The 24,672-nt window shown below is 62.6% G+C and carries 23 protein-coding genes; 16 read left to right on the forward strand and 7 right to left on the reverse strand.

All coding sequences use genetic code 11. The annotated features are described in order from the left end of the window. Positions 1–273: 273 nt before the first annotated feature. The 7 genes from lptF (at position 274) to NKH17_RS22310 (ending at position 8,339) form a co-directional block, all read left to right on the forward strand. Positions 274–1,476: an LPS export ABC transporter permease LptF gene (gene lptF, locus NKH17_RS22280; RefSeq protein WP_352896858.1), complete on the forward strand. Its 1,203-nt coding sequence runs from the start codon at positions 274–276 to the stop codon at positions 1,474–1,476. Further along, the gene (lptG, locus tag NKH17_RS22285) at positions 1,473–2,558 is read left to right on the forward strand and encodes an LPS export ABC transporter permease LptG (protein ID WP_352479326.1); all 1,086 of its coding nucleotides are present in this window, start codon (positions 1,473–1,475) and stop codon (positions 2,556–2,558) included. The genes lptF and lptG overlap by 4 nt, the downstream gene beginning before the upstream one ends. After that, entirely contained in the window at positions 2,558–4,975 is a 2,418-nt protein-coding gene (locus tag NKH17_RS22290) for an LPS-assembly protein LptD (protein WP_352896860.1), read from the forward strand. Before lptG ends, NKH17_RS22290 begins: the two co-directional genes overlap by 1 nt. Positions 4,976–5,088: 113 nt before the next feature. After that, positions 5,089–6,015: a peptidylprolyl isomerase gene (locus tag NKH17_RS22295; RefSeq protein WP_352705349.1), complete on the forward strand. Its 927-nt coding sequence runs from the start codon at positions 5,089–5,091 to the stop codon at positions 6,013–6,015. Between the two features lie 13 nt (positions 6,016–6,028). Next, positions 6,029–7,048, forward strand: coding sequence for a 4-hydroxythreonine-4-phosphate dehydrogenase PdxA (gene pdxA / locus NKH17_RS22300; RefSeq protein ID WP_352479238.1), 1,020 nt, complete (start codon positions 6,029–6,031; stop codon positions 7,046–7,048). 83 nt (positions 7,049–7,131) lie between these two features. Continuing rightward, positions 7,132–7,971, forward strand: a complete 840-nt coding sequence (gene rsmA, locus NKH17_RS22305) for a 16S rRNA (adenine(1518)-N(6)/adenine(1519)-N(6))-dimethyltransferase RsmA (RefSeq protein ID WP_352479237.1) — start codon at positions 7,132–7,134, stop codon at positions 7,969–7,971. A gap of 74 nt (positions 7,972–8,045) precedes the next feature. Beyond that, complete coding sequence (locus tag NKH17_RS22310; RefSeq protein WP_352479236.1) at positions 8,046–8,339, forward strand: DUF1330 domain-containing protein; 294 nt, start codon at positions 8,046–8,048, stop codon at positions 8,337–8,339. On the opposite strand, the gene gmk is transcribed toward NKH17_RS22310, so the two are convergent. The 7 genes from gmk to fabD form a co-directional block, all read right to left on the reverse strand. Further along, positions 8,340–8,996: a guanylate kinase gene (gmk, locus tag NKH17_RS22315; protein ID WP_254820312.1), complete on the reverse strand. Its 657-nt coding sequence runs from the start codon at positions 8,994–8,996 to the stop codon at positions 8,340–8,342. Positions 8,997–9,029: 33 nt separating this feature from the next. Beyond that, positions 9,030–9,920: a YicC/YloC family endoribonuclease gene (locus NKH17_RS22320; RefSeq protein ID WP_352479325.1), complete on the reverse strand. Its 891-nt coding sequence runs from the start codon at positions 9,918–9,920 to the stop codon at positions 9,030–9,032. A gap of 137 nt (positions 9,921–10,057) precedes the next feature. After that, positions 10,058–11,278 (reverse strand): endolytic transglycosylase MltG, encoded by a 1,221-nt coding sequence (gene mltG / locus NKH17_RS22325; protein ID WP_352479235.1) that lies wholly within the window; start codon positions 11,276–11,278, stop codon positions 10,058–10,060. 93 nt (positions 11,279–11,371) lie between these two features. Further along, positions 11,372–12,634: a beta-ketoacyl-ACP synthase II gene (gene fabF / locus NKH17_RS22330; protein ID WP_352479234.1), complete on the reverse strand. Its 1,263-nt coding sequence runs from the start codon at positions 12,632–12,634 to the stop codon at positions 11,372–11,374. 34 nt (positions 12,635–12,668) lie between these two features. Beyond that, positions 12,669–12,905: an acyl carrier protein gene (locus tag NKH17_RS22335; RefSeq protein WP_006203723.1), complete on the reverse strand. Its 237-nt coding sequence runs from the start codon at positions 12,903–12,905 to the stop codon at positions 12,669–12,671. 187 nt (positions 12,906–13,092) lie between these two features. Continuing rightward, positions 13,093–13,830: a 3-oxoacyl-[acyl-carrier-protein] reductase gene (gene fabG, locus NKH17_RS22340; RefSeq protein WP_352453223.1), complete on the reverse strand. Its 738-nt coding sequence runs from the start codon at positions 13,828–13,830 to the stop codon at positions 13,093–13,095. Between the two features lie 60 nt (positions 13,831–13,890). Then, complete coding sequence (gene fabD, locus NKH17_RS22345) at positions 13,891–14,856, reverse strand: ACP S-malonyltransferase (RefSeq protein ID WP_352479233.1); 966 nt, start codon at positions 14,854–14,856, stop codon at positions 13,891–13,893. A gap of 247 nt (positions 14,857–15,103) precedes the next feature. Between fabD and NKH17_RS22350 the strand changes: the two genes are divergently transcribed. The 9 genes from NKH17_RS22350 (at position 15,104) to NKH17_RS22390 (ending at position 24,419) form a co-directional block, all read left to right on the forward strand. Further along, complete coding sequence (locus tag NKH17_RS22350; protein ID WP_352479232.1) at positions 15,104–17,029, forward strand: LTA synthase family protein; 1,926 nt, start codon at positions 15,104–15,106, stop codon at positions 17,027–17,029. 821 nt (positions 17,030–17,850) lie between these two features. Next, on the forward strand, positions 17,851–18,342 hold the full coding sequence (rpsF, locus tag NKH17_RS22355) for a 30S ribosomal protein S6 (protein ID WP_352479231.1): 492 nt from the start codon (positions 17,851–17,853) through the stop codon (positions 18,340–18,342). Continuing rightward, on the forward strand, positions 18,342–18,590 hold the full coding sequence (rpsR, locus tag NKH17_RS22360; RefSeq protein WP_006203718.1) for a 30S ribosomal protein S18: 249 nt from the start codon (positions 18,342–18,344) through the stop codon (positions 18,588–18,590). Before rpsF ends, rpsR begins: the two co-directional genes overlap by 1 nt. Positions 18,591–18,803: 213 nt before the next feature. Continuing rightward, positions 18,804–19,388 (forward strand): 50S ribosomal protein L9, encoded by a 585-nt coding sequence (gene rplI / locus NKH17_RS22365; RefSeq protein WP_254820243.1) that lies wholly within the window; start codon positions 18,804–18,806, stop codon positions 19,386–19,388. A 153-nt stretch (positions 19,389–19,541) separates the two neighbouring features. Then, entirely contained in the window at positions 19,542–20,831 is a 1,290-nt protein-coding gene (locus NKH17_RS22370) for a cyclopropane fatty acid synthase (RefSeq protein ID WP_352479230.1), read from the forward strand. Between the two features lie 80 nt (positions 20,832–20,911). Next, entirely contained in the window at positions 20,912–21,235 is a 324-nt protein-coding gene (locus NKH17_RS22375) for a YnfA family protein (protein ID WP_352479229.1), read from the forward strand. A 3-nt stretch (positions 21,236–21,238) separates the two neighbouring features. Continuing rightward, entirely contained in the window at positions 21,239–22,207 is a 969-nt protein-coding gene (locus tag NKH17_RS22380; RefSeq protein WP_352896867.1) for a small ribosomal subunit Rsm22 family protein, read from the forward strand. Between the two features lie 207 nt (positions 22,208–22,414). Further along, positions 22,415–23,905, forward strand: coding sequence for a replicative DNA helicase (locus tag NKH17_RS22385; RefSeq protein ID WP_023677714.1), 1,491 nt, complete (start codon positions 22,415–22,417; stop codon positions 23,903–23,905). Between the two features lies 1 nt (position 23,906). Continuing rightward, positions 23,907–24,419 carry a hypothetical protein gene (locus NKH17_RS22390; protein WP_352479227.1) on the forward strand — a complete coding sequence of 171 codons (513 nt, stop codon included), beginning with the start codon at positions 23,907–23,909 and terminating at the stop codon, positions 24,417–24,419. Positions 24,420–24,672 lie beyond the last annotated feature (253 nt).

Consider the following 24,672-nt stretch of genomic DNA (forward strand, 5'->3'; position numbering starts at 1 on the left):
TTGACAAGACTTTGGCCGAAATCGCTCCCATATGCGATATCTAACCAGCCACGATTCGTCGCGGCACGGCCCCGCTTCCAGCCGCAACCTGTTGTTAACCAACAATGTTCGCCTTTTCTTATCCATTGCCGCCGACACTCCGGCCCAGCGGAATGTACGATACGGGACAGAACCCGGATCGAACCGCCAAACTGAGCCAGTTGTGCAGCCGGCGCCGGACGACTACCTTGTTCCAAGGCATGATGCCGTTCGAAATCGCCGAGAAAAGCCTTCATGAAGGTCGTTGAACGTTACATCATGCGCCGTGCCTTCGCGGTATTCGCGCTGGCGCTCGTCTGGACGCTGGCGATCGTCTGGACGACTCAGGTCCTCGCCCGCATCGACCTCGTCACCGATAGCGGTCAGTCGGCCCTCACCTTCTTCGAAGTCGCAGCGCTGATCATCCCGACGATTGTTCCGATCGTCGTACCGTTCGCCCTGGTGGTCGCGGTCGCCCAGATCCTCAGCGTGATGAATTCGGATTCGGAGCTCGCCGTCATCAATGCCGCCGGCGCTTCACGCTGGACAATCGTCAGGCCGATCATGCTTCTGGCACTCGCAGCCAGCGTTTTTTCGTTCGCGGTCGACAATGGCGTCGACCCCTACGCGCGCCAGAAGAACCGCGAGCTGATAGCATCTTCGCGTGCGGATCTGTTGTCGTTGATCATCCAGGAAGGCACCTTCCGCAAGATCGATGACGGCCTGTTCCTGCAGGTTGGCGAACGGCTTCCCGACAATCGCCTCGGCGGCATCTTCGTCGCCGATTCGCGCGAAGAAGGCGTCAATCTCGTCTATTATGCCAAGTCCGGCAGCATCATCGAACGCGGCGAGGAGAAGGTGCTGATGATGAATGACGGGGTGATCCATCGCAAAACCATGACCGGCGACCTCTCGGTGATCCGGTTCACCTCCTATGCCTTCGATTTGTCCGCTTTCATGTCGGCATCATCCGACATCCTGCTTTTGCCGAAGGACCGGACGACCCAGTATCTGCTCAATCCCAGTCCGAACGACAAGATGTACCAGCAAAAGCCGAACAGGTACCTGGCCGAGCTCGACCAGCGTTTTTCAGAGTGGTCCTATTCGCTCGTCTTCGCTCTGATCGCGCTCGCCGTCGCCGGAGATGCACGCTCGCATCGCGAGGCGCGTGTGCACCCGCTGATCACGGCAATCGCGATCGCGCTGTTCGTGCGCTGGCTAGGGTTCTTTGCCGCCGGCAAGGCCGACAAGGTGCCGCAATATGCCTATATGGTCTACGGCGTCCCGATCGTGGCATCGGCGATCGCCATCTGGTTCATTGTTTCCAACCGGACCATGGAACTGCCTGTTGTCTGGGCCGACTGGGTGACCAGTCTTGCCGGCCGCTTCGGTGAGGGCTGGAGCGCCATCAAGCTCCGTTTTGCCAGGCGCGGCGCATCCGGACAGGGAGCCGGCTGATGGGCTGGACTCTGGGTCGGTACTTCTTCTTTCGCTATGTGACGATCACAATTTGGTTCTTCATCGGCCTTCTGGCGCTGGTGTTCCTGATCGATTTCACCGAGCTTTCCGGCCGCACGACCGGCGTGCCGGGCTTCACTTACGGGACTGCGTTCGCCATTTCCGGGCTCAGGATGCCGATGATCATGCTGCAGACGGTGCCGTTCGTCGGCCTGTTCTCGGCGATGGCGACCCTGGTGTCGCTGAACCGCAAATATGAATTGGTCATCGCCCGTTCCGCCGGGGTTTCGGCATGGCAGTTCCTGCTGCCATGCTGCATCGGGGCGCTGCTGTTTGGTGCCTTGTCGGTTGGCGTCATCAATCCGATAGCCGCCCACGCCTATTCCTGGTCCGAGCAGATCGAGACCCAGCTCCGTTCGGGCAAGTCGAATACAGTCTCGGCCGATGCCGCACCCTGGATCAGGCAGAAAACCAGTTCCGGCGATACCATCATCGGAGCGCGCGCCATTCTCAATCAAGGCTTGGAGATGGCCGACGCGGTCTTCTTCAGCTTCAGTCCGCAAGGTGATATCATCGAGCGCAAGGATGCGGCGCGCGCCTTTTTGCGGGACGGCTACTGGGAATTGCAGGACGTCAAGGTGTTCCGGGACGGCACCATCCAGTCGTTACCCAGCGATCGGCTGCCGACCAATCTCAAGCCGGAATTCGTGCAAGAGCGGTTGGCGCGCCCTGAGACTATCCCCTTCTACGATTTGCCCGGCAAAGTCGAGGTGGCCCGCTCCTTCGGCCTCAAGGCAAATGCCTTCGCCATGCAGTTCGATTCCCTCGTAGCGCTGCCCTTCCTGCTCGTCGCGATGACGCTGATTGCGGCAACGGTATCAATGCGATTTGCGAGGATGGGGCAGTCGGCGACGATGATTCTGGGTGGCATCGTGGCCGGCTTTCTGCTTTATGTCGTTTCGGTGCTGGTCAAGGCATTCGGCGTAGCGGGATTCGTACCCACTGCCGTAGCGGCTTGGGTCCCGGTTGTCGTGGCTATGTTCTTCGGGGTGACATTCCTGCTATACAAGGAAGACGGCTAGTGAGGGAGGCGGTTTTGCGCAGCCATAGGCACGCCGGTTTGGCACGCCTCTCTGCGGCGAGCGCCTTGGCATGCCTGCTTGCCAGCGTCGCCCCGATTGCTTCGGCTTTTGCCCAAGACGTCAGTGAGCTGGCAACGAAGGTTCCGAGCGGCACGCAGATGCTGCTGGCGGCCGATACGCTGGTCTACGACAACGACAAGCAGACGGTGACGGCCGTCGGCGGCGTCCAGATCGACTATGGCGGCAACCGTCTCGTCGCCCAGCGGGTCGAATACAACCGCAACACCAAACGCCTCGTCGCCAGCGGCAATGTCGAACTCGTCAATAGCGACGGCACCAAAATCTATTCGCAGCACGCCGACATCACTGACGATTTCGCCGATGGGTTCGTCAACGCGCTGCGGGTCGAGACCATAGACAAGGCCTACTTCGCCGCCGAAAGCGCGGAACGCATGGGCGGCGTGCTGACGACATTCCACAATGGCGTCTACACCGCGTGCGAGCCGTGCGAGGACAAGCCCGACAAAGCGCCGACCTGGCGTATCAAGGCCAGGAAGATCATCTGGAACGGCGAAAAGAAGACGGTTCGCTTCGAAAACTCGAACTTCGAGTTCTTCGGCTTTCCGCTGGCCTATCTGCCGGCTTTCGAGATCGCCGACCCAACGGTCAAGCGCAAGAGCGGCTTCCTGATTCCCGGCGTCGCCTACAAGAGCGACCTCGGCGTGGGTGTTAAAGTCCCCTATTATTTCGCGCTCTCGCCGACCTACGATCTCACTGTCACCGGCAGCGGCTATACCAAGCAAGGTTTCCTCGGTGAGGCCGAGTGGAGGCAGCGCTTCAACAATGGTCAGTACAGCCTGAAGATTGCAGGCATCCGGCAGGAGAATCCCGACGCCTTCATCGACGACAATGGCCACAACGTCAATTCGGGTACCGAAGGCGACCCGAACAGGTTCCGCGGCATGATGGGCACCCAGGGCCAGTTCGCTATCAACCCGCGCTGGGACTTCGGTTGGGACATCCTGCTGCAGAGCGACAAGAATTTCGCGCGCACTTACGACATCGATGGCTTCAACGACAGCGTGCACCGCTCCGAGGTGTATCTGACGGGACTCAACGATCGCAATTACTTCGATGTGCGCGCCATGCACTTCGACGTTCAGGAAGACACTCTCGCCAGCGATCCGACCGCACGCGCCGCCAAGCAGCCATGGGTGCTGCCCTCGCTCGACTACGCCTATATCCCCGACATGCCGGTGGCCGGCGGGCAGCTCTCGTTCGACGTCAACGCGCGGGTCATAGACCGCGACAGGCTCGATACGGCTCTTGCAGATTCGGGCGTCCCTTCGTCCGTCAACAACGTTCGTGGCATCGACGGTCAATCTGGCCGTCTTACCGCGGAAGCCGAATGGAAGCGCACCATCACCACCGATGGCGGGCTGCTGCTGACGCCGCTCTTGGCGCTGCGCGGCGACGCCGGCTATGTCAATGCCTCCTCCGCCTCGCTCGACGCCATCAACCAGATGGCGACCAATCTCGGCGTTGAGGACGATATGCGTTCATCGCTTGCCCGCTTCATGGCGACCGCCGGCCTTGAGATGCGCTGGCCGGTGCTGTTCTCGATGACCAGTTCCAGCCATGTCTTCGAGCCGATGGCGCAAGTATTCGTGCGTCCGAACGAGCAATATGTCGGCGGGCTGGCGGTTCCCAACGAGGACGCCCAGAGCTTCGTCTTCGACGCCACGACGCTGTTTGAGCGCGACAAATTCTCGGGCTATGACCGCATGGAAGGCGGCACACGCGCCAATGTCGGGCTCCGCTATTCCGGTGCATATGACAATGGCTGGGGCACCAATGCAGCGTTCGGCCAATCCTACCAGCTCGGCGGCCAGAACTCGTTCGGCACGCCGGATCTGGTCAACGTCGGTGCCTATTCGGGTCTTGAAACGGCAACCTCCGACTATGTCGGCCTTGTCGGCTTCAACAGCCCCAGCGGATTTTCCGGCTCGGTCAGCGGCCGTTTCGACGAGCAAAGCTTCGAGATCCGCCGCGCTGAGGTAAAGGCCGCCTTTTCAGGCCTGCCGGTATCGCTGAGCGCCAAATACGCCTTCATCCAGGCGCAGCCGCTCTATGGCTTCTCCACGGATCGCCATGAGGTCACGCTCGGCGCCTCGACGCATCTTGCCGAGAACTGGCGCGTCTTTGGCACCGGCACATATGATCTTGAGCAGAGCGTGCTGGTCAAGGACGGCGTCGGCTTTGCCTATAGTGATTCGTGCTTTACCTATTTGATGACGTTTTCGGAAAGACGTGACCTTAACACCAGGGAAGTGTCGCAGAACGTCGGCTTCAACCTGTCGTTCCGCACGCTCGGCGATTTCGGCTCGTCGCAACGCTCCATCGACACCATCCAATAACGGCAGTCGGCAACGGGGTGGCTGGCGGACGACATTGTTTCGCCGCATAGAGCAGGCACGGATTTCGGCGACCTGAACTGGGATGGGTTGGGTCGAATCGGGATGGAACTGGGATGCTTTCGATGAGGAAATACCTCTTTTCGGCAGGGTTCGCGCTGCTGGTGGCGTTCTCGACCGCCGCAGTGACGCCGCCGGCTTTCGCCACCGAGATCAAATACGTCGTCAACAACGTACCGATCACCACAGGCGACATCCAGCATCGGGCCGCTTTCCTGCGCCTGCAGCGCAGAAAGGGCGATGCCGGCCAGGAAATGATAGATCAGACGCTGCGCTCGGCCGAGGCCCGGCGCCTAGGCATCCGCATCAGCGATGCGCAGGTCGATGCCGCCTATCAGCGTTTCGCCACGAACAACAAGATGCAGCTCAAGCAGCTTGACGGTGTGATGGCGCAATCAGGCGTCACCAAGGAGCACTTCAAGGAATTCATCCGAGCGCAGATGGCCTGGAACCAGGCGCTGTCCGCGCGCTACCGCTCCGCCGACGGGGGCGGCGCCATAAGCGAGCAGGACGTCGTCAAGCGCATGCTCGAAAAAGGCGGCAGCAAGCCGAGCGCCACCGAATACATGCTGCAGCAGGTCATCTTCGTCGTGCCGGCAGCCGAGCGCAGCGCGACGCTGGCCAAGCGCAAGCGCGAAGCCGACGCCATGCGCGCCCGCTTCAACGGCTGCAACACCACGCGCGAATTTGCCAAGGGCCTGATCGACGTCACCGTTCGCGACCTCGGCCGGGTGCTGGCGCCGCAACTGCCGCCGGACTGGGCCGAGCAGATCAAGGCCACCAAGGTCGGCGGCGCCACCGCGACGCGCGAGACCGACCGCGGCGTCGAATTCGTCGGCATCTGCTCGTCGCGCGAAGTGTCGGACGACAAAGTCGCGCAGATGGTGTTCCAGAGCGAGGGCTCGAGCGACAAGAACGCCGACGAGCTCTCAAAGAAATACGTCGAGGAGTTGCGGAAGAAAGCCCGCATCATCGAGCGCTGAAGTCGGCATCGCCGTGCCTGAGACAGAGCTTCCGCTGGCGTTGAGCGTCGGCGATCCGTCCGGTGTGGGGCCGGACATCGCCATCGCCGCTTGGCAGGCCCGCGACAGCGCCGGCGTTCCGTTTTTTTATCTCCTTGCCGATCCGGCGCTGATTGCCGCGCGGGCGCACGGGCTCGGCACCGATATCGCGATTGCCGAGACGACGCCGGCGCTAGCGCCTAGTGTGTTTTCGCGCGCGCTGCCGGTGGTGGCGCTTTCCGCCCGTTTCGTCGACAGTCCCGGCCGCCCGGATCCAGCCAACGCCGCCGGAATCATCGAGGCGATCGACCGCGCCGTTGCCGACTGCCTGGCCGGCCGCGCTGCCGCGGTCGTCACCTGCCCGATTGCCAAGAAGCCGCTCTACGATGCCGGCTTTCGCTTTCCCGGCCACACCGAATATCTGGCGCATCTGGCATCACTTCACACCGGCACCGAAGTGACGCCGGTGATGCTGCTTGCCGGTCCGGACCTGCGCACCGTACCGGTCACCATTCACATCGCACTGGCCGAGGTGCCGAAGGCGCTGACGACCGACCTGATCGTCGCCACCGGCCGCATTACCGCCGCCGACCTTGCAAACCGCTTCGGAATTGCCAAGCCGCGGCTCGCCATCGCCGGCCTCAACCCTCATGCCGGCGAAGGCGGCGCGATAGGCACCGAAGACGAGCGGATCGTGCGCCCGGCGATCGACAGGCTGAGGCAGGAAGGAATAGAAGCCTTCGGGCCATTGCCGGCCGACACCCTGTTTCACGCTCGCGCCCGCGCCGGCTATGACGTGGTGCTCTGCATGTATCATGACCAGGCGCTGATCCCCGCCAAGGCGCTGGCGTTTGACGAGGCAGTCAACGTCACGCTCGGCCTGCCCTTCATCCGCACCTCGCCCGACCACGGCACCGCCTTCGACATCGCCGGCAAGGGCATTGCCCGTGCCGACAGCCTGATTGCGGCGCTGAAACTCGCTCGCCTGCTTGCCGATACCGGGAAAAGGCCGTAGGCCACTGGGCCCAATGAGCCCAATTCGATGGCCTTAACCCGACGAGCCCAGCCCGATGAGCCCAGCCCGATGAGCCCAACCCGATGAGCATAGACGGCCTGCCGGCACTGCGCGAGGTGATCGAGCGCTATGGGCTGCAGGCGAAAAAGGCACTCGGCCAGAATTTTCTGCTCGACCTTAACCTGACAAGCAAGATTGCGCGGACCGCCGGCGACCTGAGCAACGTTACGGTTATCGAGGTCGGTCCCGGTCCGGGCGGGCTGACTCGGGCCCTGCTCCTCAACGGCGCCCGCCGGGTCGTCGCGATCGAGCGCGATGAGCGCTGCCTGGCGGCCTTGGCCGAGATCGCGAACCACTATCCGGGTCGGCTCGAGATCGTGGCCGGCGATGCGCTGAAAACTGATTTTGCAGCGCTTGCCAAAGGAATACCGGGAAGCGGCGGGTCGGTGAAAATCGTTGCCAACCTGCCTTATAATATCGGCACCGAATTGCTGATCCGCTGGCTGACCGTGACCGAGTGGCCGCCTTTCTACGCGTCGATGACGCTGATGTTCCAGCGCGAGGTCGCCGAACGCATTGCAGCCAGCCCCGGCAGCGAGGCCTATGGCCGGCTCGGCGTGCTTGCAGGCTGGCGGACGGAGGCGAGGATTGTCTTCGACGTGCCGCCCCAGGCGTTCACGCCGCCACCCAAGGTGACGTCCTCGGTGGTGCATCTAGTGCCGCGCGCCAGCCCCTTGCCGGCAGAGGTCAAACGGCTTAGCCGCGTCACCGAAGCGGCATTCGGCCAGCGCCGGAAAATGCTGCGGCAGAGCGTGAAAAGCCTCGGCGGCGAGGCACTGCTCACCCGCGCCGGCATTGATCCGACCAGGCGTGCGGAGACGCTCAGCGTCGAGGAATTCGTTCGCCTGACCAACGCGGTGTGATGCCGGGAAGCGTCCGCGTTGAATTTCCGCTCTCATGGCATAGATAGCCGGACAAACCCTGCCCGGAGACAACAGTGGCCGCCTATGTCATTTCCGACGTCACGATCCGTGACGCCGAGGCTATCGAAGCCTACCGCGCCCGCGCGGCTGCCTCCATCGCCCAGCATGGCGGGCGCTATCTGGTACGCGGCGGCGAGGTGGAAAGGTTGGAAGGCGACTGGTCTCCCGGGCCGCTGATCATCGTGGAATTCCCCGACATGGACACGGCGCGGCGTTGGTACCGCTCCGCCGAATATGCCGCGGCATTGGAACTGCGCGACGCCGCGCTCAGCCGCAATCTGATCCTGGTCGCGGGGACAGCGCCTTGATCAATCCGTCTTCTCATCGAGCAGCCCCGAGACGAAATCGAACAGGCCCGGCCGGCGATCGCGTCTGAGCCGTTCGGCCGTAACGATGCCGCGCACCTCGGCGAAAGCGCGGTCGAGATCGTCGTTGACGATGACGAAATCATACTCCTTCCAGTGCTCGATCTCGTTGCGGGCGTTCTTGAGCCGCGTCTCGATCACCGCTTCCTGGTCCTCGGCGCGACGCTTCAGCCGCGCCTTCAATTCCTTCATCGATGGCGGCAGGATGAAGATCGAGACGATGTCGGCGCGCATCTTCTCCTTGAGCTGCTGAGCGCCTTGCCAGTCGATGTCGAACAGCATGTCGCGGCCTTCGGCCAGCGCCTGTTCGGCCGGCTCGCGCGGGGTCGCGTAGCAATTGCCGTGCACCTCCGCCCATTCGAGCAGCGCATCGGAATCGCGTAGCCGCTCGAACTCGCGCATGGTGCGGAAGTGGTAATGGACGCCCTCTATCTCGCTGCCGCGGCGTGGCCGCGTGGTGACCGAGACCGACAATTCTAGACTGGAATCGCTCTCCAGCAGATTGCGCGCAATCGTCGACTTGCCGGCGCCTGAGGGCGACGACAAGACCAGCATCAGCCCGCGGCGCCGAATGCGGGAACCCAAATCCCTAGCGGTCATGGGGCTTGGCAGTCATGTGGCTTGGCATCGGGATCATTCCAGATTCTGGACCTGTTCGCGAAACTGGTCGACGACCGCCTTCAGCTCCAGCCCGATGGCGGTGACCGCGGCAGCATTCGACTTGGAACACAGCGTATTCGATTCGCGGTTGAATTCCTGTGCCAGGAAATCGAGCTTGCGGCCGATGGCGCCACCGCCGGCGAGCAGCGCCCGCCCCGACGCCACGTGCGTCTTCAGCCTGTCGATTTCCTCGCGTATGTCGGCCTTGGTGGCCAGAAACGCCGCTTCCATATGCAGCCGGCTGGCGTCCAGATTGGCGGACGCGTCCATCAACAAGCGGATCTGCTCGGCGAGCCTTTCGCGGATCGTGGCCGGCTCGCGTGATGGATCGGCCTCGGCCCGCAGCGTCAGCGCCTCGATGGCATCGATATGGCCGGACAGCAGGGCACGAAGTGCGGCACCTTCGCCCTGGCGCGCCTGCTGCAGCCCGTTCAGTGCTGCTTCCAGCGCCGACAGTATCGCGGTATCGAGCGCACTGCGCGCCTCTTCGGTTTCGATGGTTTCGGGAATGTCGAGGACGCCGCGCAGCGCAAGCAGGCCGTCGGCCGCCGCAGGGGCTACTCCGAACTGCTCCTGCAGCCGCTTGGCCAAGCCCGCCAGATCCTTCAGGAAAGCCTCGTTGACCACGGGTTGCGCTTGCGCGCCGGCGGCGCGGCCAATGGTCAGCGTCATCTGGAAATTGCCGCGCGCAAAACGCTTTTGCACCGTCTGCCGGACGGCCGGCTCCAGCCGGTCGAAACCTTGCGGCAGCCGCAACCTGACCTCGACGCTTTTGCCGTTGACGGACTTGGCTTCCCAGGCAATCGAAGTGCCGTCGTGTTCGGCGACACTGCGCGCAAAACCGGTCATGCTCTGCAAGTTCATGTAGCCGTGCGTCCCTTTGCCGAATGCCCTCAAGCCGGAGCGATTTTCTCCGGGCAGGATCATGTGAATTTCAATGCCATAGCAGCCCTTGCACATCCACCCGGACATGCACAGGGCCAACCTGATGGCGTCCGGCCCTACTGGGCGGCGGTGGCGCCCGCATCGTCAACGATGGCTCCCGCCGGCGTGTCGGCTCCGGTATTGGTTGCCCCGGCCTTGGCGGCGTCCTGCGCCTGCTTTTTCAGCAGTGCCCGGTAGCGAGCGACATTCTCGTTATGCTCATCGAGCGTCGAGGCAAAGACGTGGCCGCCGCTGCCGTCGGCGACGAAGTAGAGATCGCTGGTCTTCGACGGATTGGCGACGGCCTCCAGCGCCGCACGGCCGGGATTGGCGATCGGCGTCGGCGGCAAACCGTTGATCAGATAGGTGTTGTAGGGCGTCGGCTTCTGGATGTCCGACTGATAGATCGGGCGATCGATGGGTTTGCCCTTGCCGCCGAAGAGGCCGTAGATGATGGTCGGGTCCGATTGCAGCCGCATACCCTTGGCCAGCCGATTGAGGAAGACGGCGGCTACGCGCGAGCGTTCATCGCCCTTGCCGGTCTCCTTCTCGACGATCGAGGCCAGGGTGACAAAATCCTCAACATTGGCGATCGGCAGATCCGGCGCTCGGCGCTGCCAGACCTCGTCTACCAGCTTCTTCTGGTCGGCCAGAAGCTTGTCGACCATCTGCTGGCGTGTTGCGCCGCGGGTGAAGCGCAGCGTGTCGGTGGCGAGGCTGCCCTCAGGTGGGGTGGTCGACGGCATATCGCCGGTCAGCGCGTCCTGCTCGGCGATCCGTTGCAGCGCCTGCTCCACCGTCAGCCCCTCGGGGATAGTCAGCGAATACATCACCGACTTGCCGCTCTTCAGCAGTTCCATGATGTCGTGCATCGACGCCTGCGGCTTGATCTCGTATTCGCCGGCCTTCAGGGCGGAATCATTGCCGAAGGCGCGCACGCCAAGGCGGAAAATGCGGGCGTCGCTGATCAGTCCTCGCCGCTCAAGCTGGTCGGCGATCTCCTGGACGCCGCTATTCGGCTTGACCAGGAAAGTGTCCCCATTGGCCGACGGGCCGGGCTCGTTGAACTCCTGCTTGCCGAAATACAGCGCAACGCCTGCCGCCAGAACCATCAGCATCACCGAAGAGATGACGAAGTTCATGAACACGACGAACTGGCTGCGCGAGGCACGCGAGCGCTTCGGCGGCGGCGTGCCGGCCTCGGGCCGCAACGCCTCGCTGGCCGTTTTCGGCACGATCGGGCCGGACGTTGCTGGCCGTTGCCCGAATTCCCCGTTATCGGCCGGATTTGTGTTCATAGCGCCCTACCATCTGATCTTGCGACGAATCCCCTCGGGCAGAGTAGGGGCGAATATGGCAAAATTGACGGCAGACGGAAACCGGCAGAGCGGTCAGCCATTGTAGCGCTGGAAGACGAGCGAGGCGTTGGTGCCACCGAAGCCGAAGGAGTTGGACAGCGCCACGTCGATCTGCCGGGCTCGCGGCTTGTGCGGCACCAGGTCGATCGCCGTTTCGCGCTCCGGATTGTCGAGATTGATGGTCGGCGGCGCGATGTTGTCGCGAATGGCGAGGATCGAAAAGATCGCCTCGGCAGCACCAGCCGCGCCCAGCAGGTGGCCAATCGACGATTTGGTCGACGACATCGATATCTTAGAGGCGGCGTTGCCGACCAGCCGCTCGACGGCGCCGAGTTCGATCGTGTCGGCCATGGTCGATGTGCCGTGCGCGTTGATGTAGTCGACATCTGCGGGCGTCAGCTTCGCCCGGTTTAGCGCCGCTGTCATGCAACGGAAAGCGCCGTCGCCATCCTCGGCAGGCGCGGTGATGTGATAGGCGTCGCCGGTCAGACCGTAGCCGGTGACCTCGGCATAGATCTTGGCGCCGCGGGCCTTGGCGTGTTCGAGTTCCTCGAGCACGACAACACCGGCGCCCTCGCCCATGACGAAGCCGTCGCGATCGCGATCATAGGGGCGCGAGGCCGTTTGCGGCGCGTCGTTGCGCTCGGTGGAGAGCGCGCGGCAAGCGGCGAACCCGGCGATCGACAGTCTCGTGACCGGCGCTTCGGCGCCGCCTGCGACCATAACGTCTGCATCGCCCCAAATGATCAGGCGAGCGGCGTCGCCGATGGCGTGCGCACCGGTCGAGCAAGCGGTGACGACGGCGTGGTTTGGGCCTTTCAGCCCATGCCGGATCGAGACCTGGCCGGAGACGAGGTTGATGATCTGGCCGGGGATGAAGAATGGGCTGATGCGGCGCGGGCCGCGTTCCTTGAGGATCATCGCATTCTCGGCGATGCCTTCGATGCCGCCGATGCCCGAACCGATCAGCACGCCGGTGGCGCACTGTTCCTCGTGCGTCTTCGGCTGCCAGCCGGAATCCTTGAGTGCCTCGTCGGCGGCCGCGATCCCGTACAGGATAAAATCGCCGATCTTGCGCAGTTCCTTCGGCTCGAGAACGGCTTCAGGATTGAAAGTGGCGTTGGAGCCGTCACCGCGCGGAATGGAGTGGGCGACCTTGCAGGCAAGGTCTTCCACCTCGAATTCGGTGATGCGCTTGGCTGCGCTGCGGCCGGTCAGAAGCTCCTTCCAGCTGTGCTCGAAGCCCATGCCGAACGGCGAAAGCAGCCCAAGGCCCGTGACGACGACACGCCTCATCGCAGGTCCTCCTCGGTGATGACTGCAAATAGCGTCAGGCCGAGGCCTTGTCGATGTATTTCACCGCATCGCCAACAGTCAGGATGGTCTCGGCGGCGTCGTCCGGGATCTCGACACCGAACTCTTCTTCGAACGCCATGACAAGTTCAACCGTGTCGAGGCTGTCCGCGCCCAGATCATCGATGAAGCTCGCCTGCTCCGTCACCTTGTCGGCATCGACGCCAAGGTGCTCGATGACGATCTTCTTGACGCGCTCTGCGGTGTCACTCATTTGGGCATCCTCGTCTTTTGGTTGTCTGTCTTCGTTAGCGGGCAGAATGCCGCTAATCAAGCTGAAAGATGGTCCTGCCGGAAACGCAGCGGAACAGGACCGGTTTTTGCCCGAACCGCCGGGTTGCGGGCGGCATTACACGAAAAATCCCGTGCATCCAAGACGGAATGAAGCGTTTTCCCAAGTGTTAGATCATTGCCATGCCGCCATTCACATGAATGGTCTGGCCGGTGACGTAGGCTGCCTCGTTGGAAGCGAGGTAGGCGACGGCAGAGGCGACTTCGGCGCCCGTGCCCATGCGCCGGGTCGGGATCGCCGCCATGATCGCCTCTTTCTGCTTGTCGTTGAGCTTGGCGGTCATCGCCGATTCGATGAAGCCCGGGGCGACGCAGTTGACGGTAATATTGCGGGTGGCGATCTCCTGCGCCAGCGATTTGGAAAAGCCGATCATACCGGCTTTGGAGGCGCAGTAATTGGTCTGGCCGGGATTGCCGGTGACGCCAACCACTGAAGTGATGTTGATGATGCGGCCATGGCGGCGCCGCATCATCGGATGGGTAAGCTCGCGGGTCAGCCGGAACACGGCGGTCAGGTTGACCTCGAGCACGCTATCCCAGTCGGCGTCAGCCATGCGCACGAACAACCCGTCCTTGGTGATGCCGGCATTGTTGACGAGGATGTCGACGCCTTCGAGGTCGGCCTCCGCCTTCTGGCCGAGCGCCTTGACGTCGTCGCGGTTGGAAAGATTGGCCGGGAAAAGCTTGACCCGGTCGCCCAGTTCGGCGGCCAGCGCCTCCAATTTCTCGATACGTGTACCATGCAGGCCGACGATGGCGCCCTGGCCGTGCAGCACACGGGCGATCGCCTCGCCGATACCTCCCGATGCGCCGGTGACGAGCGCCTTGCGGCCGGTCAATTCGAACATTCTTGCCTCCTGATCTGAGCGAACACCCTTTGCATGGAGCGGTGTCAAATCGCCAGTTGATTATGCAAGCGCCGCCAGCGCCGCCTCGACATCCGCCGCGGATCCGATGGCAGTGGTGGCAATATCGCGGTTGATGCGGCGGGCCAGCCCCGACAGCACCTTGCCGGCGCCCACTTCGTAAAGCGTCGCAACGCCGTTGCTGCCGAACCACTCCACCGTTTCGCGCCAGCGCACGCGCCCGATCACCTGTTCGACGAGGCGGCGGGCAATCTCGTCAGGATCGCTCGTCGGGGTCACCGTAACATTCGAGACCAGCGGCACGACCGGCGCACGCTTCGTCACGGCGGCCAGCGCCTCCCGCATGATCTCGGCCGCAGGCTTCATCAATGCCGAATGGAAGGGCGCCGAGACCTGCAGCATCAGCGCCCGCTTGGCGCCCTTCTCCGTGCATAGCTTTGCCGCCAGTTCGACCGCCGGCCTGGCGCCGGAGATCACCAGCTGGCCGCCGCCATTGTCGTTGGCGATCTGGCAAACCAAGGCTTGCGCAGGATCTTTGGCGGTGCCTTGGGCGGCCTCTGCGCAAGCGGCCTCGACGTCGGCCTGTTCCAACCCGATGATCGCCGCCATGGCGCCCTCGCCGGCCGGTACAGCCGCCTGCATGGCATTGCCGCGGATACGCAACAGCCGGGCGGCGTCGGCGACCGAAACGAAACCAGCGGCCGCAAGTGCCGAATATTCACCGAGCGAATGGCCGGCGACATAGGTGACCTTGCCGTTCAGGGAGAAGCCGCGCGCCTCCAGCGCCCGGACTGCGGCGAGTGACACCGCCATCAGCGCCGGCTGAGCATTGGCGGTCAGCGTCAGCGTCTCTTCCGGGCCTTCCCAGATCAGCTGCGATAGTTTTTCACCGAGCGCGTCGTCGACTTCCTCGAAGATCCGCCGCGATTCCACAAAAGTATCGGCGAGGTCCTTGCCCATGCCGACGGCCTGGCTGCCCTGCCCCGGAAAGGTGAATGCGATGGCCATGGTCGGCTCCCAGCTGCTGGTTCTCGCTGCCTGTGACGCAAGGCGTGCGCCCAAGTCAAGTCCAACCTTGACCGCTCAGCGTCGGCCGAGTGCCTGTTTCGGCAGGCTTTTTGGCGATCACTCATGATGAAAACCGCTCACGATTTGTTTGTTGGCTCTTCTTATTTCCGCCGCAGGCGCTAGGCTTTGCGTGACAGTTCGATGACAATCGAGTGACGCCTTTGTTGCGGGCCGGGGAACTATTGAAGTGGCAAAGACCAAGCAGAGCGCAGCCGAGGCGGCGCCACAGTTTCTTGAAGGCGATCCGTCGACTGGCTATCTGCCGGCGCGCAGATGGCCTGTCATCCGCTATGGCCTTATCAGCTTGCTGGCTGCGGCCATCCTGGTGTTTGCCATCGAACTGATCGTGCGCGGCAACTTTGCCGGCACCATTGATTTCTTTCTGCAGCCTTTCAAACCCGGCTGGACCACGATCATCATTTTTGCGCTGATCCTCATCGGCCTCGACGCCGTGCTCGGCCGCAGCCATCAGAGCCTGATGATCGTCGCGCCGCTGACATTGTCGCTGGCGTTCGTCGGCCACCAGAAGTCGCTCTATCTCGGCGATCCGCTCTATCCGACCGATTTCCTCTATTCCCGGCAGATCGTGGCACTGATGCCGCTCCTGGTCCGCGACCGCCCAGGAACCGCCATTGCCCTGGCGATCGGCATCGTCGGCGGGCTGTCGCTGCTCGTCTATGGCTGGCGGTTATGGCGCCGCCGCGTTCCGGCGCTCAGCCACAAGGGCCGCCTTGCCCGGCTGACGCTGACGGTGCCGCTGATCGCTTTCTTCGTCTCCATCATGGACTATGCCACCTTCTCGTGGACGCGCGACCGGCTGCAGATCATCCCGATTATGTGGGACCAGAAGGAAAACTATGCCTCGAACGGTTTTGCGCTCGCCTTCGCGCTGAACGTCCCGATGGCGCATGTCTCGGCGCCGCCCGGCTATTCCGACAAGGCGATCGAAGCGATCGGCAAACCGCAGGTGATCGCCTCGGTACCTGCCGAGAAGCCCGACATCATCGTCGTGATGAGCGAATCCTTCTGGGATCCGACCAAGCTGCCCGGCGTCACCATCACACCCGACCCTATCCCCAATGTGCGGGCACTGCGCACGGGCTACATGTTCTCGCCCGAGTTCGGCGGCATGACGGCCAACATCGAGTTCGAGGCCCTGACCGGCTTTTCCAACGCCTTCCTGCCGGCGGGCAGCATTCCCTACCAGCAATATGTGCGGACACCGACTCCCTCGCTGGCGACCTTCCTGAAAAGTCAGGGCTACCGGGCGCGCGCCATCCATCCCGGCACCAACTGGTTCTGGAATCGGGGGGCCGTCTATGCCGATTTCGGCTTCAACGACTTCAAGTCCGAGGAGACGTTGCCGCCCATGCAGAAGCGCGGACCGCTCGCGTCGGACGCAGCGATGACCGACGAGATCATCCGCGAAGCCGATACCAGCGCCGAGCCGGTCTTCTTTTTCGCCGTCAGCCTGCAGAACCACGGGCCGTATGAGCCGTATCGCTATATCAATCCGACCCACAAGGTGCAGGCGCCGATCAGCCAATGGGCACGTGAATCGCTGTTGAGCTACGCCGAAGGCTCTTCCGATGCGGACCGCGGCCTCGAGCGGCTGATCGAATGGGCGAAGAAACGCGAGCGGCCGACCGTCATCGCATTCTTCGGCGATCACCTGCCGCCGCTTGGGCCGGTCTACGTCGAGACCGGTTTCCTGAAGGACAATGTCGCGCCGCGCAAGGAGGCGGCCGACCAGATGCTGCAGCACCACCAGACGCCATTGATCGTCTGGTCGAACCGCAGCGGCCCGGCCGAGGATCTGGGCGTCGTCAGCCCGGCCTTCCTGCCCTACCATATCCTGAAAACGGCCGGCATCAGCCATCCGTATTACACCGGCTTCCTCGGCCAGTTGCGAGAGCGCTACCGCGTCATCGACCGTAATTTGCTGTTGGCACCGGGAGGCGACGCCACCCCCGATTGGTCGCGTAAGAAAGAGATCGACCCGGCAATCCGCGACTTCCGTCTGCTGCAATACGACATGATGTTCGGCAAGCGCCATGCGGCGCCCGATTTCTTCCCCGAAACCACAGGCAAAGTGGCTGCGCACACGAGCTGAGGCAGCTGAAGTTGCAGCGTGATGCGCGAACTCCGATCGTGTCGTCGAGAGACGGGAATTGTTGCAGCTGACTGCCGACTGCGTAGAGCTGTTCGATTTGTTGGCGTTACCTCGATCGTCTCCCGCGATTATACGAACAGGGCATCCGGTTTGTTTTGTCAGGCGAGGAAAACATTCTTGGGTCCGGGCAGGAAATGCGTAAGACCTTGCGAATGAGGCCAGCAGCCCAATAAAACCGGACAACTCGCGTGCAACTCATCTGCTTACGACACGTCGGCCGTTTGCCCTGTCGGTAGCAAATCAAGTTGTCCGGTTTGGTAGTCCGCTTCAGTTTTGCGTCGAAGCGGTTCACGCGGCTTGCCCCGTGCGGCAGGTTTCTTGGATTATGGCGCCGTCGGGCGTGTATCGGGCGATGCGGCGGGGCCCGTGGAAGACGGCGAGCGTCCCATCAGGGTATTGCCTGACCTTAACCGCGGCCCCAGCCTCCCTTTGGCTGGCGATAAAACCGGACAACTCATGTGCTACCTAATCCGGACAACTCATCTGCTTACGACACGTCGGCCGTTTGCCCTTGCCTTGCAGCCAAATTCCTGTATAGACGCCCGCAATCTGCCGGTCCTTGCTGGGGGCTGAACGGAGGGCCGGAGGTTTTTCGAAACCTTCGCGTGAAGCCAGAAGCGCTTCCGCCTCCCGTGTCTCCGCTCTCGACCGTCTCGTCATGCTCCTTTCTTCCCCGCCTTCGCAAGGATTGCGGGTCAGAGAAGTTGCAGAGGCTTTTGCCGCCGGGAACCGGGAGAGAAACGAAGAAAGGCACGAACACTATGGCTCTATACGAACATGTGTTTCTTGCTCGGCAGGACCTCTCGCAGCAGCAGGTCGATGCGCTTGTCGAACAGTACAAGGGCGTCATCACCGCGAATGGCGGGTCCGTCGGCCGGGTCGAGAACTGGGGACTGAAGTCCCTCACCTACCGGGTCAACAAGAACCGGAAGGCATATTATACACTCATGGACATCACCTGCCCCCCGGCCGCGCTCAACGAAATGGAGCGCCAGATGGGTCTGTCCGAGGACGTACTGCGTTTCCTGACCATCAAGGTCGATGCGCATGAGGAAGGTCCGTCGGCAATGATGCAGAAGCGCGAAGAGCGGTCGGAACGCGGCGGCTTCGGCGACCGCGACCGTGGCCCGCGCTCATTCGGCGACCGCGATCGCGGTGACCGCAGTGATCGTCCGCCGCGCAGCTTCGGCGATGGCGGTGCCGATCGTGGCCCGCGCCGTCCGCGCGAAGGCTTTGAAGGAGCGGCAGAATAATGGTCGACATCAATCAGATCCCAACCCGGCGCCCCTTCCACCGCCGCCGCAAGACTTGCCCGTTCTCTGGCGCCAACGCGCCGAAGATCGACTACAAGGACGTGCGGCTTCTGCAGCGCTACATTTCGGAGCGCGGCAAGATCGTGCCATCGCGCATCACCGCCGTCAGCCAGAAGAAGCAGCGCGAACTCGCCAAGGCGATCAAGCGTGCCCGCTTCCTCGGCCTGCTGCCTTACGTGGTCCGCTAAATCTACGCGGGCGGTTCGCCGCCCGCTTTTTGTCACCGGCCACGACGGGCGTAGCCGGATCGAACACCAAATCCCGGGTTGGATTTCGACAAGAGATCCTAACTGCCGCGACAGGCAGGACAGCGACACAGGCGGCGACGCCCAGCTTCCTGACCTGTTCCAGACAACTCGGCGCCGATCCTGAGGATAGCGCCCAAGCGAAGGAACAAAACCATGGAAGTCATTCTTCTCGAACGCGTTTCCCGCCTCGGCCAGATGGGCGACACCGTCAAGGTCAAGGACGGATTCGCCCGCAATTTCCTGTTGCCGCAGGGCAAGGCGCTGCGCGCCAACGAAGCTAACAAGAAGAAGTTCGAGGGACAGCGGGCGCAACTGGAAGCCCGCAACCTGGAGCGCAAGTCCGAGGCCGCGCAGATTGCAGAAAAGCTCGACGGCAAGAGCTTCATCGCCGTGCGCTCGGCCGGCGAGACCGGTCAGCTTTATGGTTCGGTCTCGACACGCGACATCGCCGAGCTGGTGACGGCGGAAGGTTTTTCGGTCAACCGCAACCAGATCCTGCTCAACCAGCCGATCAAGACCATTGGCGTCACCAATGTGGCGATCGCGCTGCATCCGGAGGTCGAGGTTACCATCACGCTCAACATTGCCCGCACGGCCGACGAAGCCGAGCGCCAGGCCAAGGGCGAAACGCTGACAACCGCCGAAGCCATCTACGGCGAGGACATCAACGATAATGCGCGGCCGGAAAACTTCTTCGATCCGAATGCGGAGTTCGAGGGCGGCGAAGACAACGGCTGATCGTCATTCGTCGGCATTCGCCGGCTAATCGCTATTCTGGACCAATGCCCGGGCCTCGTACCCGGGCATTTTTATGCCAAATGGAACTTTTCGAACCCCTATATCTTGATGCAGAATAAGACAGCCTGTCTGACCGAGAGGGGACATTTGGTCATGAATATTCTGCTGAAACGCATTCTCGACCGCCTGGTCCGCACAGGCAATCTCAAGGTGACAGGGCCGCAAGGCTCGATGGTGACTTTCGGTGACGGCAGCGGCGAGCCGGTGCACATGCATATCAAGACAAGGCATGCCGAGCGCGCCATCACTTTCGATCCGATGCTGGCGGTGCCGGAAGCCTACATGGACGGTGAACTCGACATTCTCGAGGGCGGCGTGCTGGGGGTGATGCGCATTGCGTTCCAGAACATGGGCAGCGGCGGTATCGATGCCACCTGGTCGAAAGCGATCGAAGGTCTGCGCCACGCCTTCCGGCGCCTGCAGCAGATCAACACGGCGTCGCGGGCGCGCCGCAACGTGCAGCGCCATTACGATCTGTCGGGCGACCTCTACCGCCTCTTCCTCGATGAGGACATGCAATATTCCTGCGCTTATTTCGAGCAGCCGGATATGACCCTCGACGAGGCACAAGCGGCCAAGAAGCGCCATATTGCCGCCAAGCTCAGGCTGAGGGCCGGCCAGACGGTGCTCGATATCGGCTCCGGCTGGGGTGGGCTTGGGCTTTATCTCGCCAAGGCGTTCGACGTCGACGTACAGGGCGTGACGCTGTCGACCGAGCAGCACGGCGTCGCCACCGACCGCGCCCATGCGCAAGGCCTGCAAAACCGGGTTCATTTCGACATCAAGGACTATCGCGAACTCAATGAACGTTTCGATCGCATCGTCTCGGTCGGCATGTTCGAGCATGTCGGCGTCAATCATTTCCGCACCTTCTTCGACAAGTCGGCGACGCTGCTGAAGCCGGACGGCGTCATGCTGCTGCATACGATCGGCCGCTCCGGCGTGCCGTGGGCGACCAGCGCCTTCATCCGCAAATACATCTTCCCGGGCGGCTATATTCCGTCGCTCTCCGAAGTGATGCCGGCCATCGAAAAATCGGGGCTCGTCGTCACCGACATCGAGGTTCTGCGGCTGCATTATGCCGAGACGCTGAAGCATTGGGGCGAACGCTTCGCGGCCAACCGCGACAAGGCCAAGGCGATTTATGACGAGCGCTTCTGCCGTATGTGGGAGTTCTATCTTGCCGCCTCGGAAGCTGCCTTCCGCTGGCAGGATCTGGTGATCTTCCAGATCCAGATTACCAAGAAGAACGACACGCTGCCGATGACGCGCGACTACATGGCCAATTGTGAGAAGGCGCTGGAGATGCGCGATCTTGGACGTCGTGAAAAGGCTCCGGCGGCCAAGCCCGCTCGTCGCCGCAAAGTGGCGGATCCGGAGTAGGCGGCCGGCGATCGCGCCATTGCCGCTTGCCATTGCCGGCTGGCACGCTGAAAAGGCTCCCGTCAACGCGGGACCTTTTTATGACCTACCTCCTCTACGTCGCTGCCGCACTTGCCGAGATCGCCGGCTGCTTTTCGTTCTGGGCATGGTGGCGGCTGGAAAAATCGCCGCTGTGGTTGGCGCCCGGTCTCGTCTCGCTGGTGCTATTCGCGTGTCTGCTGGCGCTGGTCGACACGAGCGCGGCGGGCCGGGCCTACGCCGCCTATGGCGGCATCTACATTGCCGCCTCGCTGGCCTGGCTGTGGCTGGCCGAAGGCGTGCACCCCGACCGCTGGGATCTTGCCGGTGCCGCGATCTGCATCGTAGGCGCCTTGGTTATTCTGCTCTCACCTCGGACTGCCTAAGCGATGGAACTGCCCGTCCCGCTTAGACAAGGCGTCGACCGCCTTCTCGAACAGGTGCCGTTGCCGGTGCTTAAGCAAGCGGCAAAGACCCTGTCAGACCGCTACCGCGCAGAGTTGCGCGACGGTCGCCTGCACATGGCCGAAGACATTGCGGTGAAGGCCTATCTGGCAACGCGGCTGCCGGCGACCTATGCTGCCGTCCGCGCCAGCCTCGACGCGGTAAGCGAGGCGCGGCCCGATTATGCTCCGAGAACCCTGCTCGATGTCGGCGCCGGCCCTGGCACGGTGCTTTGGGCCACAACGAATCTCTGGCCGGATCTCCAACAGGCGGTGCTGCTCGAGGCCGGCGCCGCCGTGCGAAGGGTCGGCGAAGCACTTGCCGCGCATGCGATCACGGCCAGGACCGCCTGGCGGACCGGCGACGTCACCGTCGACCTGGTCGATCTGGAGCCGGCCGAGCTGGTGACTTCAGCATATGTGCTGGATGAGATCGCGCCGGCATCGCTGGCAAAACTCGTCGACCGGCTCTGGCAGCTGACCGCCGACACGCTGCTGGTGGTCGAGCCGGGCACGCCGGCCGGCTGGCAGCGTATTCTTGCCGTGCGGCGGCAGCTGATCGATACGGGGGCGCACGTGCTTGCGCCCTGCCCGCATGAGGCGCCCTGCCCGCTCGTCGCTCCCGACTGGTGCCATTTCGCCCGCCGCGTCGCCCGCTCGCGCCTGCACCGTCTGGCCAAGGATGCCGAGGTGCCGTGGGAGGACGAGAAATTCATCTTTGTCGCGGCTTCCCGCCATCCGGCCGCTCCGCCTCGAGCGCGAGTGATCGCACCGCCGAAGTCGGGCTCCGGCAAGGTCTTGCTGAAGCTTTGCCAACGGGATGGGAGTGCTGCCGAGCGACTGTTCACCAAGCGCGATGGCGAGACGTTCAAGGCCGCGCGGCGACTGGACTGGGGTGATGCCTTGCCGGAATGACCGACCGCTATTTTCCTGTTTTGTTCTCGCCAAAGAACGGCTAGGCTCGCCATCTTGATTCGAGTCAATTGAGATTCTTTCCACCGAAAGAACCTGGCTGTGAATCGCGGGCATCAAAGTTGGTTGGTTGGGGACTGATGCAGATAAGTCATCACCGACTTGTCTCGTTCTGATATCGAGAGACCGGGGATCAGGACCGGGGACATCATGGCAGAGGCAGCACGAAAATTCGGCGTGGCGGAAACACCGCTCTATCGCGAGGCGCCGAACAATATCGAGGCCGAGCAGGCGCTGCTCGGCGCCATACTGGTCAACAACGATGCCTTCTACCGCGTCTCCGACTTCCTGAAGCCCGGCCATTTCTACGAGCCGCTGCATAGAAAGATCTTCGAGGTCGCGGCTGAGCTCATCCGCATGGGCAAGATCGCGACGCCAATCACGCTGAAGACCTTCCTGCCGGCCGACGAGAAGGTCGGCGACATGACGGTGGCGCAATATGTCGTGCGGTTGGCGGTCGAGGCCGTCACGGTCGTCAACGCCACCGACTATGGCCGCGCCATCTACGATCTGGCCACGCGGCGCGCGCTGATCACGGTCGGCGAGGACATGGTCAACATCGCCTATGACGCGCCGGTCGACATGTCGCCCTCCGACCAAATCGAGGATGCCGAGCGGCGCCTGTTCGAGTTGGCCGAGACCGGCCGCTATGATGGCGGCTTCGAGAGCTTCACCGACGCCGTCAAGACCGCCGTCGACATGGCCAATGCCGCCTATATGCGCGACGGGCATCTGTCGGGCGTCGCCACCGGCTTGCGCGACCTCGACCGCCGCATGGGCGGCCTGCAGTCGTCCGACCTGATCATCATTGCGGGGCGCCCCGGCATGGGCAAGACCTCGCTCGCCACCAATATCGCCTTCAATATCGCCGAGGCCTACGTCCCAGCGCAGCAGGCCGACGGGTCGTTCAAAGCGGCCAATGGCGGCGTCGTCGGCTTCTTTTCGCTCGAAATGTCGTCCGAACAGCTGGCCACCCGCATCATCTCCGAACAGACCGAAATCCCGTCGTCGAAAATCCGGCGCGGCGAGATCAGCGAGATGGATTTCGAAAAGCTCGTCGCGTGCTCGCAGACGATGCAGAAAATCCCGCTGTTCATCGATCAGACCGGCGGCATTTCCATTGCTCAGCTGTCTGCCCGGGCACGTCGCCTGAAGCGCCAGCGCGGCCTCGACGTCATCGTCATCGACTATATCCAGCTGATGCAGGGGTCGAGCGCGAAATCATCGCAAAACCGCGTCCAGGAGATCACCGAGATCACCACCGGGCTCAAGGCGCTGGCCAAGGAGCTGGCGGTGCCGATCATTGCGCTGTCGCAGCTGTCGCGCCAGGTCGAGAGCCGCGACGACAAGCGCCCGCAGCTTTCGGATCTGCGCGAATCCGGTTCGATCGAGCAGGACGCCGACGTGGTGCTGTTCGTCTACCGCGAGGAATACTACCTGAAGAACCGCGAGCCGAAGCCGGGCACCGACGAATACATCAAATGGGAACACGAGATGAACGAAATGCGCGGCAAGGCCGAAGTCATCGTCGCCAAGCAGCGCCACGGCCCAACGGGGTCGGTCAGCCTCGCCTTCCAGGGCGAGTTCACCCGCTTCTCGGATCTTGCCGAGGAGCATCATTTGCCGGATCGGTTTGAGTAGCATGGGTAACCACTTCAGATGCGCCGCCGTTCTTGCTTTTGCGCTCATTGGCGCGGTTGCCGCCCTCGCAACCGCCTCTGCTTGTTCCATGCCTCCAGATTGGACGCCGCAGCGAGCGTTTGCGGAGGCCTCCCTGGTATTCCGAGGCATGGTTACTGAAACTGAGCTTAGCCCAATCAAACTTGGAACTGTTCCGCCTGATGAGGGTGATGGCCGAATACTGGTTAACGTACGATACGAGATTGCCGAGGTGTTCAAGGGCAAACCGGAACCGAATGGCGTGGTCTCCACGACCACTCTGATCATGGGTGGATGCGGTGTGCCTGTTCTGGCCGGGCAGAATTTCCTGTTTTACGTGGATGCGATCACTGAGGAAGCGCGGAAAGCGGAGCCGGAGTTTGCCACCCAGACACAGGGCATGATTTCCATCTACAACTCGCAGATGCTGCCACCCAACCCGGAATTGCTCGACGAGGCGCTTGCCGAAGTTCGCGCTCTCGCCAAGAAGCACTGAATTTGAACCAGCTCGCTAAACCACGCCCCGAAAATGCGGTCGGCGCTCTACGGCGCCCCCCTCTGTCCTGCCGGACATCTCCCCCACATGGGGGGAGATTGGCTGTCACTCGCGACGCCACTCTTTTTTGCGACGCGGAAAATTGGCGAAATCCTACGTTCAGTCCGATCTCCCCCCAAGTGGGGGAGATGTCCGGCAGGACAGAGGGGGGCGCTGTTCCGCCGACCTGTCTTTCAATTGTCGCAGGCCGCGC

It is taken from the genome of Mesorhizobium sp. M1334, assembly GCF_040317995.1.
Classification (GTDB): Bacteria; Pseudomonadota; Alphaproteobacteria; order Rhizobiales; family Rhizobiaceae; genus Mesorhizobium.

What these genes read in the sequence shown, in the direction of transcription:
- gmk (WP_254820312.1), bottom strand. Translation starts at nt 8,996, where the DNA reads ATGACCGCTAGGGATTTGGGTTCCCGCATTCGGCGCCGCGGGCTGATG.
- NKH17_RS22320 (WP_352479325.1), bottom strand. Translation starts at nt 9,920, where the DNA reads ATGAACTTGCAGAGCATGACCGGTTTTGCGCGCAGTGTCGCCGAACAC.
- fabF (WP_352479234.1), bottom strand. Translation starts at nt 12,634, where the DNA reads ATGAGGCGTGTCGTCGTCACGGGCCTTGGGCTGCTTTCGCCGTTCGGC.
- rsmA (WP_352479237.1), top strand. Translation starts at nt 7,132, where the DNA reads ATGAGCATAGACGGCCTGCCGGCACTGCGCGAGGTGATCGAGCGCTAT.
- NKH17_RS22390 (WP_352479227.1), top strand. Translation starts at nt 23,907, where the DNA reads ATGGGTAACCACTTCAGATGCGCCGCCGTTCTTGCTTTTGCGCTCATT.
- NKH17_RS22370 (WP_352479230.1), top strand. Translation starts at nt 19,542, where the DNA reads ATGAATATTCTGCTGAAACGCATTCTCGACCGCCTGGTCCGCACAGGC.
- mltG (WP_352479235.1), bottom strand. Translation starts at nt 11,278, where the DNA reads ATGAACACAAATCCGGCCGATAACGGGGAATTCGGGCAACGGCCAGCA.
- NKH17_RS22295 (WP_352705349.1), top strand. Translation starts at nt 5,089, where the DNA reads ATGCTTTCGATGAGGAAATACCTCTTTTCGGCAGGGTTCGCGCTGCTG.
- fabG (WP_352453223.1), bottom strand. Translation starts at nt 13,830, where the DNA reads ATGTTCGAATTGACCGGCCGCAAGGCGCTCGTCACCGGCGCATCGGGA.
- NKH17_RS22335 (WP_006203723.1), bottom strand. Translation starts at nt 12,905, where the DNA reads ATGAGTGACACCGCAGAGCGCGTCAAGAAGATCGTCATCGAGCACCTT.
- rpsF (WP_352479231.1), top strand. Translation starts at nt 17,851, where the DNA reads ATGGCTCTATACGAACATGTGTTTCTTGCTCGGCAGGACCTCTCGCAG.
- lptF (WP_352896858.1), top strand. Translation starts at nt 274, where the DNA reads ATGAAGGTCGTTGAACGTTACATCATGCGCCGTGCCTTCGCGGTATTC.
- rpsR (WP_006203718.1), top strand. Translation starts at nt 18,342, where the DNA reads ATGGTCGACATCAATCAGATCCCAACCCGGCGCCCCTTCCACCGCCGC.
- fabD (WP_352479233.1), bottom strand. Translation starts at nt 14,856, where the DNA reads ATGGCCATCGCATTCACCTTTCCGGGGCAGGGCAGCCAGGCCGTCGGC.
- NKH17_RS22375 (WP_352479229.1), top strand. Translation starts at nt 20,912, where the DNA reads ATGACCTACCTCCTCTACGTCGCTGCCGCACTTGCCGAGATCGCCGGC.
- NKH17_RS22380 (WP_352896867.1), top strand. Translation starts at nt 21,239, where the DNA reads ATGGAACTGCCCGTCCCGCTTAGACAAGGCGTCGACCGCCTTCTCGAA.
- rplI (WP_254820243.1), top strand. Translation starts at nt 18,804, where the DNA reads ATGGAAGTCATTCTTCTCGAACGCGTTTCCCGCCTCGGCCAGATGGGC.
- NKH17_RS22385 (WP_023677714.1), top strand. Translation starts at nt 22,415, where the DNA reads ATGGCAGAGGCAGCACGAAAATTCGGCGTGGCGGAAACACCGCTCTAT.